The following is a 16,194-nucleotide window of genomic DNA, read 5'->3' as shown; positions in this document are numbered from 1 at the left end:
CCGTTTCGGCAGCTATAACGCACATTTATCCGGTGTGTGCCGGCTATGGCAGGCGGGCAAAGCTTCTTCACAAACGGCATGATGGTTGTTCACAAACCGTGGAGTCGCTATCTCGCGGATCATGAACGAGATGACTCCGCTCGCCCGTCCGGAACGCCAGCGCAAGCCCGACTGGATCCGCGTCAAGGCGCCGACCAGCGCCGGCTTCGCCGCGACGCGCGAACTGATGCGGTCGAAGAGCCTGACCACCGTCTGCGAGGAGGCGGCGTGTCCGAACATCGGCGAATGCTGGTCGAAGAAACATGCGACGGTGATGATCCTCGGCGACACCTGCACCCGGGCCTGCGCCTTCTGCAACGTCAAGACCGGCATGCCGCGCGCGGTCGATCCGATGGAACCCAACAACGTCGCCGACGCCGCGGCGCAGATGGGGCTGGAGCATATCGTCGTCACCTCGGTCGATCGTGACGATCTGCCGGACGGCGGTGCCCAGCAGTTCGTCAAGGTGATCGAGGCGATCCGCCGCGCCAATCCGCGCACGACGATCGAGATCCTCACCCCGGATTTCCGCAACAAGCACGAAGCCGCGGTCGAGGCGATCGTCGCCGCGCGCCCCGATGTCTACAACCACAATCTCGAAACCGTGCCGCGCCTCTATCCGACGATCCGTCCCGGCGCGCGTTACTATGCCTCGATCCGCCTGCTGGAGAGCGTCAAGAAGCTCGATCCGTCGATCTTCACCAAGTCGGGCGTGATGCTCGGCCTCGGCGAGCAGCGGCTGGAAGTGCATCAGGTGATGGACGACATGCGCTCGGCGGACATCGACTTCCTGACGATGGGGCAATATCTCCAGCCGACGCCGCGCCATGCCAAGGTGGCGGAGTTCGTCACGCCCAAGGCGTTCGACAGCTATGCCGCGATCGCGCGCGCCAAGGGCTTCCTGCTCGTCGCCTCGTCGCCGCTGACCCGGTCGAGCTATCATGCCGGCGACGATTTCGCCAAGATGCGCGATGCCCGCGCCGCCAAGCTCGCCGGGAAGACGCTCGAACGTGCCTAAACACGCCGAGACCCGGCATCTGCCGTACACGCCCGAGCAGATGTTCGACATGGTCGCCGACGTGAAGCGCTATCCGGAGTTCCTGCCCTGGGTCAGCGCGATGCGGGTCCGCCAGGACAGCGACACCGCGACGCTCGCCGACATGATCGTCGGCTTCAAGGGGTTGCGCGAGACGTTCACCTCGAAGGTGGAGAAGGTGCGGCCCGACAGCGTCCATGTCGAATATATCGACGGGCCGCTCAAATATCTGCACAACGACTGGCGCTTCCGCGCGGAAGGGGGCGGCTGCGCAGTCGATTTCGCGGTCGACTTCCAGTTCAAGAACCGGATGTTCGAGATGCTCGCCGGCCAGGTGTTCGGCGTGGCGTTGCGGCGGATGATCGGCGCGTTCGAGGATCGCGCCAAAGTGCTTTACGGCAACAGCAACTCGAGCGCGACCAGCGCCGCTTGAAGCCGGATGCCGCCGCGGCCGAGGTCGCCGAACGCCTTGCGGTCGGCATGGACGTCCGACGGATCGCCGCCCTTCTCCGCTCGTGCGAAGACGACGGTGCCGACCGGCTTCTTGACCGATCCGCCGCCCGGCCCGGCGACGCCGGTGATCGCCACCGCGACATCGGCGCCGCTGTTGGCGAGTGCGCCCTGCGCCATGCTCCACGCCACCGCGATCGACACCGCGCCGAACGTCTCCAGCACGTCGCTGTTGACCTTGAGCAGCTTCATCTTGGCGTCGTTCGAATAGGTGACGAAGCCGGCGCCGAACACGTCGGACGCGCCCGGCACTTCGGTGATCGCCGCGGCGACCAGCCCGCCGGTGCAGCTTTCGGCGAGCGCGACGGTGCGGCCCGCGGCGCGGTTCGCCTCGACGACGCGCGTGGCGGCGTCGATCAATTCACGGGGTAGCAGCGTATCCATCAGCGCGAACCCTCCGGGCAGAGCGGCAGGTCGGGCACCGCGCTCGCCTTGCCTCTGGCCTTCTGCTCCTTGAAATAGCGCAGGGTGGTGACGATCACCGCCGCGGTATTCTGCGGCGGCAGCGGCGCGAGCGGCGTCACGAAACGGTCGATCGTGCCGCAATCGGCCGGGTTGATCCGCCCGACCAGCAAGGGCGCGAGCGCCGCCGTGAGCAACGGGCGGGCGAACTCCGACTGGAGCAGCGAATCGATCATCGGATCGGACAATTTGACGATCGCCGCCCGCGCGTCCGGCCAGGCGCGATCCGCCGCCGCCTGATAGCGGCCGAGGAATTGGCTGTCGGTGCGGCGGATCAGGCTCGACGACGGCAGGCGCGTCGCGCAGATGATCCCGGTCTGCTGGATGATGTCGGGCAGGGCGACGAGCGTCATCGCCTCCGCCTCGGGTGTCGTAATGCACCGGGTCTGCGCCTCGGCGGAGGAGGCGGCGAGCAGGCCGACGGTGGCGAGCAGCGCCCTCATCGCGGCAGGCTCACGGTGACGACCGCCTGTGCGGCAATGCCTTCGCCGCGGCCGGTGAAGCCGAGCCGTTCGGTCGTCGTCGCCTTGATGCTCACCCGGTCGGTCGACAGGTCGAGCAGCGCCGCGATCCGCTCCCGCATCGCCGCGCGGTGCGGCCCGATCTTCGGCGCCTCGCAGATCAGCGTCAGGTCGACGAAGTCGATGCGCCCGCGGCGCTCCGCGATCAGCGTCGCGGCATGTTGGAGGAATTGCGCCGAATCGGCCCCCTTCCATTGGGGATCGGAGGGCGGGAAGTGGGTGCCGATATCGCCCGCGGCGATCGTGCCGAGCAGCGCATCGGTCAGGGCATGCAGCGCGACATCCGCGTCGCTATGACCCGAGAGGCCCTTGTCGTGTGGGATCAGCACGCCGCCGAGCCAGAGTTGCTCACCGGCCTCGAGCCGATGCACGTCGAAGCCGGAGGCGCTGCGTGACTCCCATTGCACGCGCGCCTCGGCGGCGGCGAAATCTTCCGGATGCGTTACCTTGTCGAGCATCGCATCGCCCTGCACCAAAGCGACGCTGCCGCCAAGTCGCTGCACCATTTGCGCATCGTCGGTCGCCTCGTCGTCGGCGGGCCAGGCCGCATGCGCGGCGCGCAGCGCTTCCGTGCGGAAGCCTTGCGGCGTCTGCACGCGCGACAGGCCGTCGCGCGGCACCACCGTGCCGTCGCGCACCAACGTGTCCGCCACGGCGATCGCCGGGATGACACCGTCCGCCGCATCGAGCGCGGCGACGACCCGATCGATCACCGCGGCGGGCACGAACGGCCTTGCCGCATCATGCACCAGCACCCGCGCGCCGGTGACCGCGGCAAGGCCCTTCGCCACCGACTCGCGCCGCGACGCGCCGCCCGTCACCAGCGGCACCGCGCCCAGCGCCGCCTGCGCCAGCGGCTCGGCGCCGGGGGCGATCACCACCACCACCCGATCGATTGCGGGATGGTCGGCGAAGGCGGTGTAGGCATGGGCGATCAGCGGCTTGCCGGCGATCGTGGCATATTGTTTGGGCAAGGCCCCGCCGGCGCGCACGCCGCTGCCCGCCGCCACGATCAGCGCCGTCGTATAAGCTCGTTCGGTCATCGCCCCATCCTAGCCCGCCGCCCGCGACCTTGCCAGCACCGCGGCAAGTCGCTAGGGCGATGCCTGTTTTTCAGGCAGATCATGGCAGCTCTTTCGCCCATCCAGATCGGTCCCGTGCGGATCGACACCCCCGTCATCCTGGCGCCGATGACCGGCGTCACCGATATGCCGTTCCGCACGCTCGTCCGGCGCTTCGGCTCCGGCCTCAATGTTACCGAGATGATCGCCAGCCAGGCGGCGATCCGCGAGACGCGCCAGTCGATCCAGAAAGCGGCCTGGCATCTGTCCGAAGAGCCGGTGTCGATGCAGCTGGTCGGCTGCACCCCCTATGAGATGGCGGAGGCGGCGAAGCTCGCCGAGGATCGCGGCGCGGCGATCATCGACATCAACATGGGCTGCCCGGTGCGCAAGGTCACCAATGGCGACGCGGGGTCGGCGCTGATGCGCGACCCTACGCTCGCCGCGCAGCTGGTCGACGCGGTAGTCAAGGCGGTCAAGGCGCCGGTGACGCTCAAGATGCGGATGGGCTGGGACCTCGACAGCCTCAACGCGCCCGAGCTGTCCCGGATCGCACAGGATCTCGGCGTCCAGCTCATCACCGTCCACGGCCGCACCCGCAACCAGATGTACAAGGGCAGCGCCGACTGGCGCTTCATCCGCACCGTCAAGGATGCGGTCAGCATCCCGGTGATCGCCAATGGCGATATCTGCTCGATCGAAGATGCGGTCGCCGCGCTCGACCAATCGGGTGCGGACGGCATCATGATCGGCCGCGGCGCGTATGGCCGACCGTGGCTGCTCGGTCAGGTGATGGAATATCTCGCCACCGGCACGCGTCGCGCCGATCCCTCACTCGACGAGCAATATCGCGTCATCAGCGAACATTATGACACGATGCTCGATCATTACGGCAGCGTCACCGGCGTCAACATGGCCCGCAAGCATATCGGCTGGTACACCAAGGGGCTGACCGGATCGGCCGAGTTCCGCAATACGGTCAATCAGCAGCCCGATGCGGCGGTGGTCAAGCGGATGCTCGCCGACTTCTACGCGCCGCTCCGCGACCAGCCGATCGCGCAGGCTGCCTGACCGCGTGATGACGCCGCACAGCGGCTATGCCTCGGGTCGCCCCGGTTTCGCCGAGCTGTTCGGTGCGCTGCCGGTCGCGGTGATCGTCATCGATCCGGACGATCGCATCGCCCATGCCAATGCCTTCGCAGAGCAATTGCTCAACCTGTCCGAGCGGGTGATGCGCGGCCAGCCGCTCGCCGCGATCCTGCCGCCGCCGGCTGCCGACGATCGCCGCGAGGGCGGCTTCGCTTATTATGACGCCGAGATCGCGACGCCGCACGGCCCCAAGATCCGCGTCGACTTCGTCGAGGCGGCCGTGTCCGATCATCCCGGCTGGCGCGCCATTACCCTGCACAGCGCGGCGACCACCCGCGGGCTCGCCCAGTCCGGCGGCGGGGCGCGCGCGGCGAGCGGCGCTGCGGCGATGCTCGCCCATGAGATCAAGAACCCGCTGTCGGGCATCCGCGGCGCGGCGCAATTGCTCGGCACCGGCGAACTCACCACGCTGATCGTCACCGAGGTCGATCGCATCGCCGCGCTGATCGACCGGATGCAGGATTTCAGCGACACCCGCCCGCTGCCGATCCATGGCGAGAATATCTACCCGTTGCTCGGCCATGCCCGCCGGCTTGCGCTCGCCGGTTTTGGTCGCGGCGTGACGATCGAGGAACGGTTCGATCCGTCGCTGCCCGATGCGGCGATCAACCGCGATGCGCTCCTCCAGATCCTCATCAACCTGCTCAAGAATGCGGTGGAGGCGTGCCGGGCCGAGCGCAACCCGCGCATCCTGATCACGACGGCCTATCGTCACGGCATGTCGGTCGCCGCCGCCGCGGGCCGACCGCGCACGCCGTTGCCGATCGAGATCTGCGTGACCGACAATGGCCCGGGTGCGCCGGCCGACATCGCCGACCATCTGTTCGAGGCCTTTGTCTCGGGACGGCCGGAGGGGCAGGGGCTCGGCCTCGCCCTGGTCGACAAGCTGATGCGCGACATGGGCGGCATCGTCCAATATGCCCGCGAAGGAACCCCCGAAATGACGACGTTGCGCCTCCTGCTGCCGCGAGCGACGCTGTGAGCCGTGTCCTCGTCGTCGACGATGATGCCGCGATCCGCACCGTCGTCGCGCAGGCGCTGCGCCGGGCCGGTCATGACGTCCAGACCGCCGAGACGCTGGCGCAGCTCGACCGGATGCTCGCCACCCGCGTGCCGGACGTGCTGATCACCGATGTCATTTTGCCCGACGGCGACGGCATCGCCCGTGCGCAGGAGATCGGCGAGCGCCTGCCGCAATTGCCGGTGATCATCCTGTCGGCGCAGAACACGCTGACCACGGCGGTGCGTGCGGCCGAGGTCGGGGCTTATGAATATCTCCCCAAGCCCTTCGACCTCGACGATCTGACCCGCGCGGTCGCCGGCGCGCTGGCGCGCGGCGCGGTGATGCCGCAGCCCGAGGCGGGGGAGGACCCCGCCTTGCCGCTGATCGGTCGCTCGCCGGCGATGCAGGACGTCTACCGCATCATCGCGCGGGTGCTCTCGAACGATCTGACCGTGCTGATCTCCGGCGAGTCGGGCACCGGCAAGGAATTGGTCGCCCGCGCGATCCACGATCTCGGCGCGCGGCGGGCGGCGCCGTTCGTTGCAATCAACATGGCCGCGATTCCCCGTGAGCTGATTGAGGCGGAGCTTTTCGGCCATGAGCGCGGCGCCTTCACCGGCGCCGCGGTGCGCAATGCCGGCCGGTTCGAACAGGCGGCCGGCGGCACCCTGTTCCTCGACGAGATCGGCGACATGCCGATGGAGGCACAGACGCGGCTGCTGCGCGTGCTCCAGTCGGGTGAATTCACCACGGTCGGCGGTGCGCGGGCGATGCGTGCCGATGTCCGCGTCGTCGCGGCGACCAACCGCGATCTGACGACGCAGGTCGCGTCGGGCCAGTTCCGCGAGGATCTGTTCTACCGCCTCAACGTCGTGCCGATCGCGCTGCCCGCGCTGCGCGAACGGCGGCAGGACATCCCGCTGCTCGCCCGCCACTTCCTAGAGAGCGCCGCGGCGCAGGGACTGCCGCGGCGCCAGCTCAGCGATGCGGCGCAGGCGGCGCTGACCGCGCACGACTGGCCGGGCAATGTCCGCGAGCTGGAGAATTTGATGCGGCGCCTGGCGGTGCTCGCCCGCGACGAGCTGATCGACGCGGCGACGATCCGCGATCTGCTCGGTGCGCCGGGCGGCGCGGGGGAGGCGGCCGATCCGGGCATCGCCGAGGCGGTCCGCCATCTCGTCGAGCGGATCGCGCGCGAGCGCCCCGACGCGCTAGACGACGGCAGCCTGTACGATCGCGTCATCGGCGAGGTCGAGCGACCGCTCATCGCCGTGATGCTCGCCCGTCACGGCGGCAACCAGCTCCGTGCAGCGCGTGCGCTCGGCCTAAACCGCAACACGCTGCGCAAGCGGCTCGACACGCTCGGGATCAGCACACGCACCGACGAATGAGGGGCGGCGGGGCCGGCCGCTAGCGTCGTTCGTCCCGGTGTCACCACAAACCACCGGCAACGCCAAATTATGTGGTTTCCGTGCAACAATCCACGTTGTACGATGGCGACAATGAACGCGGCCGTCACGCCCGATCTGATCGAATCCCTCCCGGATCGCCGGCTGCGCATCACGCCCGCCGTCGAGGCGTTGGTGCTGGCGCTCGCCATAGCGATCGCGACCGCGACCTATTTCATCATCACCGGCAGCAGCAAGCCGGCCCAGCCCCTGTCACCGCCGGCGATCGCCTCGCTGCTCGTCGCCAATCTGGTACCGGGCATCGCGCTGCTGATGCTCGTCGGGCGGCGTATCGCGCGGCGGCGGGCCGCGGCGTCGCTCGTCGGGGGCGAGGGCGTGCTGCACGTCCGCCTCGTCGCCATCTTCTCGATCATCGCCGCGGTACCGGCATTGCTCGTCACCATCTTCGCCTCCCTGCTGTTCCAGATCGGCGTCGAATTCTGGTCGTCCGATCGCGCGAGCGGCATGATCGAGAATGCGCGGACCCTGGTCGGCGAGAACTATCAGCGCGAGGCCAATCGCGTCATCTCGCAGGTCCAGGCGATGAGCGGCGACCTCGCCGTCGATTTGCAGGGTCATGCGATCGACAGCGCCTATTTTCAGCAGGCGCTCCTGATCCAGACCTATCGCCGTGAACAATCGGAGGCGATGATCATCCGCCGCGGCGAGTCCGATCCGCTGATCGTGCTCAACCCCTATGGCAAGCCGCTGCGGAACCTCGTCACCCCGGCGGTGGAACAGGCGCTCGACACCGGCGCCGGCTTCGTCGTCATCCGCAGCGACGACCGGATCGGTGTGGTCGTGCCGATCGCTTACGGCAAAGGCGCCTATCTCTATTCGGCGCGCATCTTCGATCCGCAGCTTGCCAGCCAGCTGCGCCGCGGCGACGCGATCATCCGCGACTATCAGGCGCTGCAAAGCCGGTCCCGGTCGCTCCAGCTCAAGTTCAATGCGGCCTTGCTGATCGTCTCACTGCTGATCGTCGGTATCGCCGTCTGGGCGGCGCTGGCTGTCGCCGATCGCCTTGTCCGTCCGGTCGCAGAGCTCGTCGGCGCCGCGCGTAAGGTCGCCACCGGCGATCTCACCGCGCGCGTCCCCGATCCGCGCCGCAAGGACGAGGTCGGCACGCTCGCCAATGCCTTCAACCAAATGACCGGTCGACTGCAGGAGCAGAACAGCGCCCTGGTCAGCGCCAATGATCAGCTCGACAATCGCCGTGCGCTGATCGAGGCGGTGATGGCCGGGGTTTCCGCCGGTGTCATCGCCACCGCCGAAGACGGCACGATCCGCATCGCCAACCGCTCGGCGACCGAATTGATCGGCACTGGCGCCGATGGTCTGATCGGCCGCCCGCTTAGCAGGATCGCGCCCGAGCTCGCCGAACTGGTCGACGGCGACATGCGCGAGGCGATCGTCCAGGTCATCCGCAGCGGCGACACGCGGACGCTTGCCGTGCGGATCGCGCGGACCGACGCCGGGCCGATCCTGACCTTCGACGACATCACGCAGCAGCTGCTCGACCAGCGCCGCGCCGCCTGGTCCGACGTCGCGCGCCGGATCGCGCATGAGATCAAGAACCCGCTCACCCCGATCCAGCTCGCCGCCGAGCGGCTCCAGCGCCGCTACGGCAGCAAGATCGACCCCGAGGACACGACCTTCGCGCGGCTGACCGACACGATCGTTCGCCAGGTCGGCGACCTGCGCCGGATGGTCGACGAGTTCAGCTCCTTCGCGCGCATGCCCAAGCCGGTGTTCCGCGAAGAGTCGCTGGTCGACATCGCCCGACAAGCATTGTTCCTGCACGAGGTCGCGCATCCGTCGATCCGCTTCACGCTCGATCACAGCCTGCCGGCGCCCGCGCTGGTCTGCGACCGGCGGCAGCTCGGGCAGGCCTTCACCAACATCGTCAAGAATGCGGTCGAGGCGATCGAAAGCAAGGGCGATGCGGGCGGCAGCGTGACGATGCGCGTTGCCGAGGAGGATGCGGTGATGATCGTGGAGGTCGCCGACACCGGCGTCGGACTGCCGCCCGATCGCGACCGGATCGTCGAACCCTATATGACGACACGCGCACGGGGCACCGGGCTCGGCCTCGCGATCGTCAAGAAGATCGTCGAGGAGCATCACGGCATGATGACCTTCGCCGACCGCGACGGCGGCGGCACCATCGTCCGCATGACCTTCGACGCCGCCGCTCTCGCCGCCCTCGACCAGGGGGCCGCCGCGCCCGAGCCCGCCGGCGACGGCCAGCTCGCCGCCCTTACTCGTAATCGGAATTAACTATGCCGCTCGACATCCTCGTCGTCGATGACGAACACGATATCCGCGAACTCGTCGCCGGCGTCCTCGAAGACGAAGGCTATGACACCCGCTCCGCCGCGAACAGCGACGCGACGCTGGAGGCGATCGCCACCCGCCGGCCGTCGCTGGTGCTGCTCGACGTCTGGTTGCAGGGATCACGGCTCGACGGGCTTGAGCTGCTCGACGAGATCAAACGGCGCGATCCGTCGATCCCGGTGCTGGTCATTTCGGGCCACGGCAATCTCGATACCGCCGTCGCCGCGATCCGCCGCGGCGCCAGCGACTTCATCGAAAAGCCGTTCGAGGCGGAGCGGCTGTTGCTGCTCGTCGCCCGTGCGACCGAGACCGAGCGCTTGCGTCGCGAGGTCGCCAGCCTGCGCGTCTCGGCAGGGCGGGAGAGCGATCTCACCGGCAGTTCGGGTGCGATCAATGGCGTGCGCGCGACGCTGAAGCGCGTCGCCGCGACCGGCAGCCGCGTCCTCATCATGGGGCCGGCCGGGGTCGGCAAGGAGGTCGCTGCCCGGCTGCTGCACGGCTGGAGCAACCGCGCGCAGGCGCCGTTCGTCATCGTCAGCGCGGCGCGGATGACGCCCGAGCGCGTCGAGGAGGAGCTGTTCGGCGTCGAGGAGGGCGGGGACCTGATCCGTCCCGGCCTGCTCGAACAGGCGCATGGCGGGACCTTGTTCCTCGACGAGATCGCGGACATGCCGATCGCGACGCAGGCGCGCATCCTGCGCGTGCTGACCGATCAGAGCTTCAGCCGCATCGGCGGCACGCGCATCGTCAAGGTCGACGTCCGCGTCGTCTCGGCGACCTCGCGCGACCTGACCCACGAGATCAGCGAAGGCCGGTTCCGCGAGGATCTCTATTATCGCCTCAATGTCGTCCCGGTCGTGCTGCCGCCGCTCGCCGAACGGCGCGAAGACATTCCCGCGCTGGTCGAACATTTCATGGCGCATTATGCCGCCGAACGCCGCGTGCCGACGCCGGAGATCGCCGCCGACGCGATGGTCGCGTTGCAGTCGTACGACTGGCCGGGCAACGTCCGTCAGCTCCGCAACGTGGTGGAGCGGACGATCATCCTCGCGCCGGGCGACCGGATCGGGCGGATCGATCTCGACCTGCTGCCCGCGGAAGTGCTCGGCGAACAGGGCGACCTTGGCAGCGGCGGGGGCGGGGCGATCATGGGCGCGCCGCTGCGCGAGGCACGCGAGACCTTCGAGCGCGAATATCTCCGCGTCCAGATCCGTCGCTTTTCCGGCAACATCAGCCGCACCGCCAGCTTCATCGGCATGGAGCGTTCGGCGCTGCACCGGAAGCTCAAGCTGCTCGGCATCACCGACGTGCGCGAGGATTAGGTGCTGGACGCAGCGCCCCATCGTTCATAGATGCACGTCGTCGCCCGATCCGGGCGGTGATCCGACGCCGGGAAACGGCGCGATAGCGGGCAAACGGCTCGCCAAGAACCGAAAGGCTTATGTATGGCCGAAAAACAAGGCTCGTTGCAGGACCTCTTCCTCAACGCTCTCCGCCGCTCCAAGACTCCGGTGACCATGTTCCTGGTCAAGGGCGTCAAGCTCCAGGGCATCGTCACCTGGTTCGACAATTTCTCGGTGCTGCTGCGCCGCGACGGCCAGTCGCAGCTCATCTACAAGCACGCCATTTCGACGATCATGCCGTCCGGCCCGATGGATATCGCCGCGCTGATCGAATCGGTCGGCGAGGCGCAGCGCAAGCAGCCGCTGTTGCAGGAGATCTTCCTCAACGCCGTGCGCAAATCGGAAGATTCGGTGACGATGTTCCTGATCAACGGCGTCATGCTGCAGGGTCAGATCGCCGGCTTCGACCTGTTCTGCATGCTGCTCCAGCGCGAAGGCATGGCGCAGCTCGTCTACAAGCACGCCGTCTCGACCATCCAGCCGGCGCGCGCGCTCAACCTCGCCGATGAAGGGGAGACGGAAGACTGACCGTGACCAATGGCTTCAATCGCGATCGCGATGAATTCGCCCGCGGCGGCCGCACCCTCGTCGTGCTGCCCGATTCCGGCGACGCGCATCGCGATGCCGATGCCCGGCTCGACGAGACGGCGGGCCTCGCAGCGGCGATCGGCCTGGTCGTCGTCGACAAGGTCGCGGTGCGGGTGAGGGCGCCCAAGGCGGCGACCCTGATCGGCAGCGGTCAGGTCGAACAGCTCGCCGTACAGGTGCGGCAGAACGAGGCCGACCTCGTCGTCTTCGATGCGAGCCTCACCCCGGTGCAGCAGCGCAATCTCGAGACCGCGCTCGAAGCCAAGGTAATCGACCGCACCGGGCTGATCCTCGAAATCTTCGGCGAGCGTGCGGCGACCGCCGAAGGGCGGTTGCAGGTCGAACTCGCGCATCTCGACTATCAGGCCGGCCGGCTGGTGCGCAGCTGGACCCATCTCGAACGGCAGCGTGGCGGCTTCGGCTTCCTCGGCGGTCCGGGTGAGACGCAGATCGAGGCCGATCGCCGGCTGATCCGCGACCGGATGGCGCGGCTGCGGCGCGAACTCGATCAGGTGAGCCGCACGCGCGGCCTGCATCGCGATCGGCGCCAGCGGGCACCGTGGCCGATCATCGCGCTGGTCGGCTATACCAATGCCGGCAAGTCGACGCTGTTCAACCGGCTCACCGGCGCGCACGTCATGGCCGAGGATCTACTGTTCGCGACGCTCGACCCGACGCTGCGGCAGATCTCACTGCCGGGAATCGACAAGGCGATCCTGTCCGACACGGTCGGCTTCGTCTCCGACCTGCCGACGCAGCTCGTCGCCGCCTTCCAGGCGACGCTGGAAGAGGTCGTCTCGGCCGATCTTTTGATCCACGTCCGCGATATCGCGCATCCCGACAGCGAGGCGCAGCGCAGCGATGTCGAGGCGGTGCTCGCCGAGATCGGCGTGTCCGAGCAGACCCCGCGGTTCGAGGCGTGGAACAAGCTCGACCTGCTCGATCCCGAGCGGCACGAGGACGTGCTGGTCGAGGCGGGGCATCGCGCTGATGTCGTCGCACTTTCCGCGTTGAGCGGGGAAGGGGTCGACGACCTGATCGAACAGGTCGCCGCCAAGCTGACCGCCGGGCACCGCCGTTACTGGATCACGCTCGACGCCGGTGACGGCGCCGGCGCGGCATGGCTGCACGCGCATGGCGAGGTGATCGGGCAGATCAGCGAGGATCTCGAAACGCAATATGAGGTGCGGCTCGCCGAGCGCGACTATGCGCGTTTCCTGCAACGCTAGCCGTGCTTGACCCGCTGCCATAACGCTTCCTTGTCGGCGAGCGGCAAGGCGGCGAAAGCGTCGCCGGCGATCCCCTCCATCCCCCGGAAGCGTCGTTCGAACTTGGCATTGCCCCGACGCAGCGCCGCTTCCGGATCGATGCCGAGGTGGCGCGCCCAATTGACCACGGCGAACAGCAGGTCGCCGATCTCCTCTTCGACCGCGTCGCCCGTCGCCGTGGCGACCTCCGCGATCTCCTCATGCACCTTGGCCAATGCGCCGTCGCCGTCCGGCCAGTCGAAGCCGACCCGGGCGGCGCGGTTCTGCAACTTCACCGCGCGCATCAGCGCGGGCAGGGCCACCGCGACGCCGGCAAGCGCACTGGTATCGCTTTGGCCTTCCCGTTCGGCGGCCTTGATCGCTTCCCAGCCCGGCGTCGCATCGGCGCCGCCGAATATATGAGGATGCCGCCGCTCCATCTTGTCGCTCACCGCCGCGGCGACGTCGTCGAGCGTGAAGGTGCCGGCGTCCTCGGCGATCCGGCTATGGAAGACGACCTGGAGCAGCAGATCGCCGAGTTCATCCTTGAGATCCGCCGCATCGTCGCGCGCGATCGCGTCGGCGACCTCATAGGCTTCCTCGATCGTATAGGGCGCGATCGTCGCCCAGGTCTGCGCCACGTCCCACGAGCAGCCGTGGACGGGATCCCGCAGCCGCGCCATGATCGCCACGAGCCGATCCATCGCCGATGACGTCACCTCAATCCTCCCTCGTCGTGCACTGTCTGTAGCAGCGCCCGGGAGGTGGGGCTAGATGACTGCGATTTCGCCATATCCGTCCATCCTGCCACGAGAAAAATAAATGACGCACGACCGGCCTGGCATTCGTGGATGTAAATTTGACACCTTTCTATTTGCCAACAGTAACTTGGCTGCTTCTAGCTCAGGCTAAGCATCCCAATACCGGTCATATACTCGTCATCGAGGTATGACACGGCGCCCGCGAACCGGATCAACGGTCACGCTATCATGCGGGGGATGAATATCATGTTGAAATATGGCGCTGCGATCATTGCGATCGCGGCAGCGTCGGGTCCTGCCCGAGCTCAAACTGTGCCGGCCGGCGGCAGCGTGCCGGCACAGTCGCAGGACGTCGGTGACGATCAGGAGGTCGTCGTTACGGGCAGGGCGGTGACCTTTGCGAACACGCAGGTGACCAATGCGATGATCAGCCGCCAGTCGGCGCTTACCAGCGTCAACGATGTCATCAAGGAGCTGCCCGGCGTTTTCGTTGCTGAGGGCGATGCGTTCGGTTCGTCCGACTGGGCGACCTCGATCAGCATCCGCGGGTTCAGCAGCGGGGGCGGGGGCGGTCAGCAGATCGGCTCGACGATCGACGGCCTTCCCAATGGCGGGTCCGGCTATGGCGGCGGTGCCCGCGCCAACCGCTATATCGACTTGCTCAATCTCAAGACGGTGCGCGTGTCGCAGGGCACCGCGGACATCGCGTCGCGATCGAACGAGGCGCTCGGCGGTACGCTCGATTACGTCACCGACGATCCGGCGGCCGAGCGTCGGTATCGCTTCACGGCGGCGGGTGGTGACTTCAGTGCGCGCAAGCTCTACGCGCGCGTCGATACGGGCGACATCGCGCCGTCCACGCGCGCCTTCGTCAGCGCTTCCACATCGCGGGTCCGGGACTGGATCGGCGGGGCCGGTGAGACGCGCCGCGACCATGTCGAGGGCAAGCTGAAGAGCACGATCGCCGCGGTCAATCTCACGGCTTGGCTGTCATACGACGATGCCGATGAAGCGGAATTCGGATCTGTCTCGCCTGACTCCTTCGCCAGTGATCCGAACCACGATGCCTATACCGATCACTGGACCGGCGTCCCGTACATCGATCAGAGCTACCGTGCCGGATCGCGGGCCTTGCGGCGCAACCTGTTCGGCTATCTCAAGAGCGATACCCATATCGGCGAGGTGGCGCTGTCGCTGACCGGTTATTACCATCGGCTCCGGGGTCGCGGCGATTTCCTGCCGCCCTATCTGGTCGATGTCCGTCAGGACGGCGTGGGCGCTTCCGAAAGCGAATATACGGGTTCGCAGCCCACCCGGATCGGTGGTGCGCCGCTCGGCAAGATCTATTTCGTCACGCCGACCGGGGTCGCGGCGACCATGAACGAGGGGTGCGCCGGTACTGCGCTCGTGCCGCCGAGCTATGCAGCGGCCTGCTATCCGAGTGGCTCACAGGCGGTGATGTCCTATCGCCATACCCATTATCGCGGCGAACGCGGCGGCTTCACCACCGATGCCGGCTGGACGCACGAGTTCGGCGGTGTGGAGAACCTGCTGCGGGCCGGCTTCTGGTTCGAACGCGACCGCGCCAACCAGATCAGGGACTGGCACAAGGTCACCAATCCGCTGGTCGGCATGGCGTTCGACGGGACGGCCTATTACGAGCAGTACAGCACGGATTATGATGTCGACGAGGCCATGTATTATGGCGAGGACACCATAACGATCGGTCGGCTGAGCGCGCGGTTCGGCGTCAAGCAATTCTTCCTCGATCAACGCCGCGCCGAACAGCTCAACGACCGGGCCAGCACGTCGCTGCGCTCGCACTCGCAACCGTTGATCTCGGCGGGCGTGACGGTGCAGGCGCCGCTGCCTGGACTGGAAGTCTTTGCCGGCTACTCGCAGAATTTTGCCGCGATCGGCAACGGTCCGCTCGGCCAGCCGCATGTGGTGATCGCACGGATCAAACCGGAAACGGCAAACAATATCGAGATCGGCGGCCGCTACAATGCCGGCCGGGTAGAGGCGTCGCTGACCGGCTACGACATCAAGTTCAACAATCACATCCAGTCGATCTCGGCCAACCTCGTCAGCGGGATCGATTATCTGAACGAGCAGAGCAGCGTCTATCTCAACGTCGGCGGCATACGCAGTCGCGGGATCGAGGTCGCTCTGGCTTATCGCCTCACGCCGGCTTTGAAGCTGTCGGGCAGCTATACCTACAATCACGCGACGTATATCGGCACCGGCAATGCTGCGCAGGATGACGATATCGGCGTGACGCCGGGGCGGCAGGTGATCAATTCACCACGCACGATGTGGGTGCTGGCGAGCGACTATAAAGGATCGGTGCTGAAAGCCGGCGCAGCGGCTAAGAAGGTCGGCGACCGTTTCCTCGATACCAGCGGCGATGTGAGTGGCGCCGGCTTTCTGTTGGTCGATGCCTATGTCGGCGCGGATCTCGGCAAGGTCGTCGGACCGCTCAAGGGTCTGACATTGACGATCCAGGCGAACAACCTGACCGACAAGCGCTATCTTGCCGGCAGCGACGGTGGTTCGGCGTTCCTCGGCACGCCGCGCACGATCACCGGATCGTTGACGCTCGACTTCTGAACGCAAGAGAGGGCGCGTA

The 16,194-nt window shown here is 67.2% G+C and carries 13 protein-coding genes and 1 pseudogene; 10 read left to right on the top strand and 4 right to left on the bottom strand.

The annotated features are described in order from the left end of the window. Positions 1–121 precede the first annotated feature (121 nt). Together lipA and PBN85_RS09470 are read left to right on the top strand one after the other, a co-directional pair. Positions 122–1,057 (top strand): lipoyl synthase, encoded by a 936-nt coding sequence (lipA, locus tag PBN85_RS09475; RefSeq protein WP_037536427.1) that lies wholly within the window; start codon positions 122–124, stop codon positions 1,055–1,057. Continuing rightward, positions 1,050–1,508 carry a type II toxin-antitoxin system RatA family toxin gene (locus PBN85_RS09470; RefSeq protein ID WP_271298791.1) on the top strand — a complete coding sequence of 153 codons (459 nt, stop codon included), beginning with the start codon at positions 1,050–1,052 and terminating at the stop codon, positions 1,506–1,508. Before lipA ends, PBN85_RS09470 begins: the two co-directional genes overlap by 8 nt. On the opposite strand, the gene PBN85_RS09465 is transcribed toward PBN85_RS09470, so the two are convergent. From PBN85_RS09465 to PBN85_RS09455, 3 genes are read right to left on the bottom strand one after another with little or no spacing between them, the layout of a single operon-like run. Next, positions 1,469–1,969 carry a CinA family protein gene (locus PBN85_RS09465; protein WP_037536431.1) on the bottom strand — a complete coding sequence of 167 codons (501 nt, stop codon included), beginning with the start codon at positions 1,967–1,969 and terminating at the stop codon, positions 1,469–1,471. The genes PBN85_RS09470 and PBN85_RS09465 overlap by 40 nt on opposite strands. Next, positions 1,969–2,490, bottom strand: coding sequence for a hypothetical protein (locus tag PBN85_RS09460; RefSeq protein WP_271298790.1), 522 nt, complete (start codon positions 2,488–2,490; stop codon positions 1,969–1,971). The genes PBN85_RS09465 and PBN85_RS09460 overlap by 1 nt, the downstream gene beginning before the upstream one ends. Further along, on the bottom strand, positions 2,487–3,611 hold the full coding sequence (locus PBN85_RS09455) for a bifunctional 2-C-methyl-D-erythritol 4-phosphate cytidylyltransferase/2-C-methyl-D-erythritol 2,4-cyclodiphosphate synthase (RefSeq protein ID WP_271298789.1): 1,125 nt from the start codon (positions 3,609–3,611) through the stop codon (positions 2,487–2,489). Before PBN85_RS09455 ends, PBN85_RS09460 begins: the two co-directional genes overlap by 4 nt. Positions 3,612–3,692: 81 nt before the next feature. Here PBN85_RS09455 and dusB point away from each other — a divergent pair, with 81 nt between their 5' ends. The 7 genes and pseudogenes from dusB (at position 3,693) to hflX (ending at position 12,786) form a co-directional block, all read left to right on the top strand. Next, positions 3,693–4,700, top strand: coding sequence for a tRNA dihydrouridine synthase DusB (gene dusB, locus PBN85_RS09450; protein ID WP_271298788.1), 1,008 nt, complete (start codon positions 3,693–3,695; stop codon positions 4,698–4,700). Positions 4,701–4,707: 7 nt separating this feature from the next. Next, positions 4,708–5,760, top strand: a complete 1,053-nt coding sequence (locus tag PBN85_RS09445) for a two-component system sensor histidine kinase NtrB (RefSeq protein WP_271298787.1) — start codon at positions 4,708–4,710, stop codon at positions 5,758–5,760. Then, entirely contained in the window at positions 5,757–7,172 is a 1,416-nt protein-coding gene (gene ntrC / locus PBN85_RS09440) for a nitrogen regulation protein NR(I) (protein WP_271298786.1), read from the top strand. The genes PBN85_RS09445 and ntrC overlap by 4 nt, the downstream gene beginning before the upstream one ends. A gap of 111 nt (positions 7,173–7,283) precedes the next feature. Then, positions 7,284–9,509: a sensor histidine kinase gene (locus PBN85_RS09435; protein ID WP_051583673.1), complete on the top strand. Its 2,226-nt coding sequence runs from the start codon at positions 7,284–7,286 to the stop codon at positions 9,507–9,509. A 2-nt stretch (positions 9,510–9,511) separates the two neighbouring features. Then, positions 9,512–10,888 carry a nitrogen assimilation response regulator NtrX gene (gene ntrX, locus PBN85_RS09430; RefSeq protein ID WP_271298785.1) on the top strand — a complete coding sequence of 459 codons (1,377 nt, stop codon included), beginning with the start codon at positions 9,512–9,514 and terminating at the stop codon, positions 10,886–10,888. 99 nt (positions 10,889–10,987) lie between these two features. Then, a pseudogene (gene hfq / locus PBN85_RS09425) lies at positions 10,988–11,497 on the top strand (RNA chaperone Hfq); the annotation flags it as partial. A 2-nt stretch (positions 11,498–11,499) separates the two neighbouring features. Beyond that, positions 11,500–12,786: a GTPase HflX gene (gene hflX / locus PBN85_RS09420; RefSeq protein WP_271298784.1), complete on the top strand. Its 1,287-nt coding sequence runs from the start codon at positions 11,500–11,502 to the stop codon at positions 12,784–12,786. Here hflX and mazG read toward each other — a convergent pair. Continuing rightward, a complete protein-coding gene (gene mazG / locus PBN85_RS09415) occupies positions 12,783–13,508 on the bottom strand; it encodes a nucleoside triphosphate pyrophosphohydrolase (RefSeq protein ID WP_271298783.1) in 726 nt (241 codons plus the stop codon). The two genes, hflX and mazG, sit on opposite strands and share 4 nt — an antisense overlap. Positions 13,509–13,802: 294 nt before the next feature. Here mazG and PBN85_RS09410 point away from each other — a divergent pair, with 294 nt between their 5' ends. Further along, positions 13,803–16,175 (top strand): TonB-dependent receptor, encoded by a 2,373-nt coding sequence (locus PBN85_RS09410; RefSeq protein ID WP_271298782.1) that lies wholly within the window; start codon positions 13,803–13,805, stop codon positions 16,173–16,175. Positions 16,176–16,194: the final 19 nt, after the last annotated feature.

Source organism: Sphingomonas sp. CV7422, from assembly GCF_027945725.1.
Taxonomy (GTDB): Bacteria; Pseudomonadota; Alphaproteobacteria; order Sphingomonadales; family Sphingomonadaceae; genus Sphingomonas; species Sphingomonas kyungheensis.
Note: the sequence above shows the minus strand (reverse complement) of the source record. Positions and strands in the feature narration are given on the sequence as shown.

Bases quoted from the DNA above. Each gene is read 5' to 3' on its own strand.
- PBN85_RS09460 (WP_271298790.1), bottom strand. From the start codon at position 2,490: ATGAGGGCGCTGCTCGCCACCGTCGGCCTGCTCGCCGCCTCCTCCGCC.
- PBN85_RS09435 (WP_051583673.1), top strand. From the start codon at position 7,284: ATGAACGCGGCCGTCACGCCCGATCTGATCGAATCCCTCCCGGATCGC.
- PBN85_RS09465 (WP_037536431.1), bottom strand. From the start codon at position 1,969: ATGGATACGCTGCTACCCCGTGAATTGATCGACGCCGCCACGCGCGTC.
- mazG (WP_271298783.1), bottom strand. From the start codon at position 13,508: ATGGATCGGCTCGTGGCGATCATGGCGCGGCTGCGGGATCCCGTCCAC.
- PBN85_RS09410 (WP_271298782.1), top strand. From the start codon at position 13,803: ATGAATATCATGTTGAAATATGGCGCTGCGATCATTGCGATCGCGGCA.
- dusB (WP_271298788.1), top strand. From the start codon at position 3,693: ATGGCAGCTCTTTCGCCCATCCAGATCGGTCCCGTGCGGATCGACACC.
- lipA (WP_037536427.1), top strand. From the start codon at position 122: ATGAACGAGATGACTCCGCTCGCCCGTCCGGAACGCCAGCGCAAGCCC.
- PBN85_RS09445 (WP_271298787.1), top strand. From the start codon at position 4,708: ATGACGCCGCACAGCGGCTATGCCTCGGGTCGCCCCGGTTTCGCCGAG.
- ntrX (WP_271298785.1), top strand. From the start codon at position 9,512: ATGCCGCTCGACATCCTCGTCGTCGATGACGAACACGATATCCGCGAA.
- PBN85_RS09455 (WP_271298789.1), bottom strand. From the start codon at position 3,611: ATGACCGAACGAGCTTATACGACGGCGCTGATCGTGGCGGCGGGCAGC.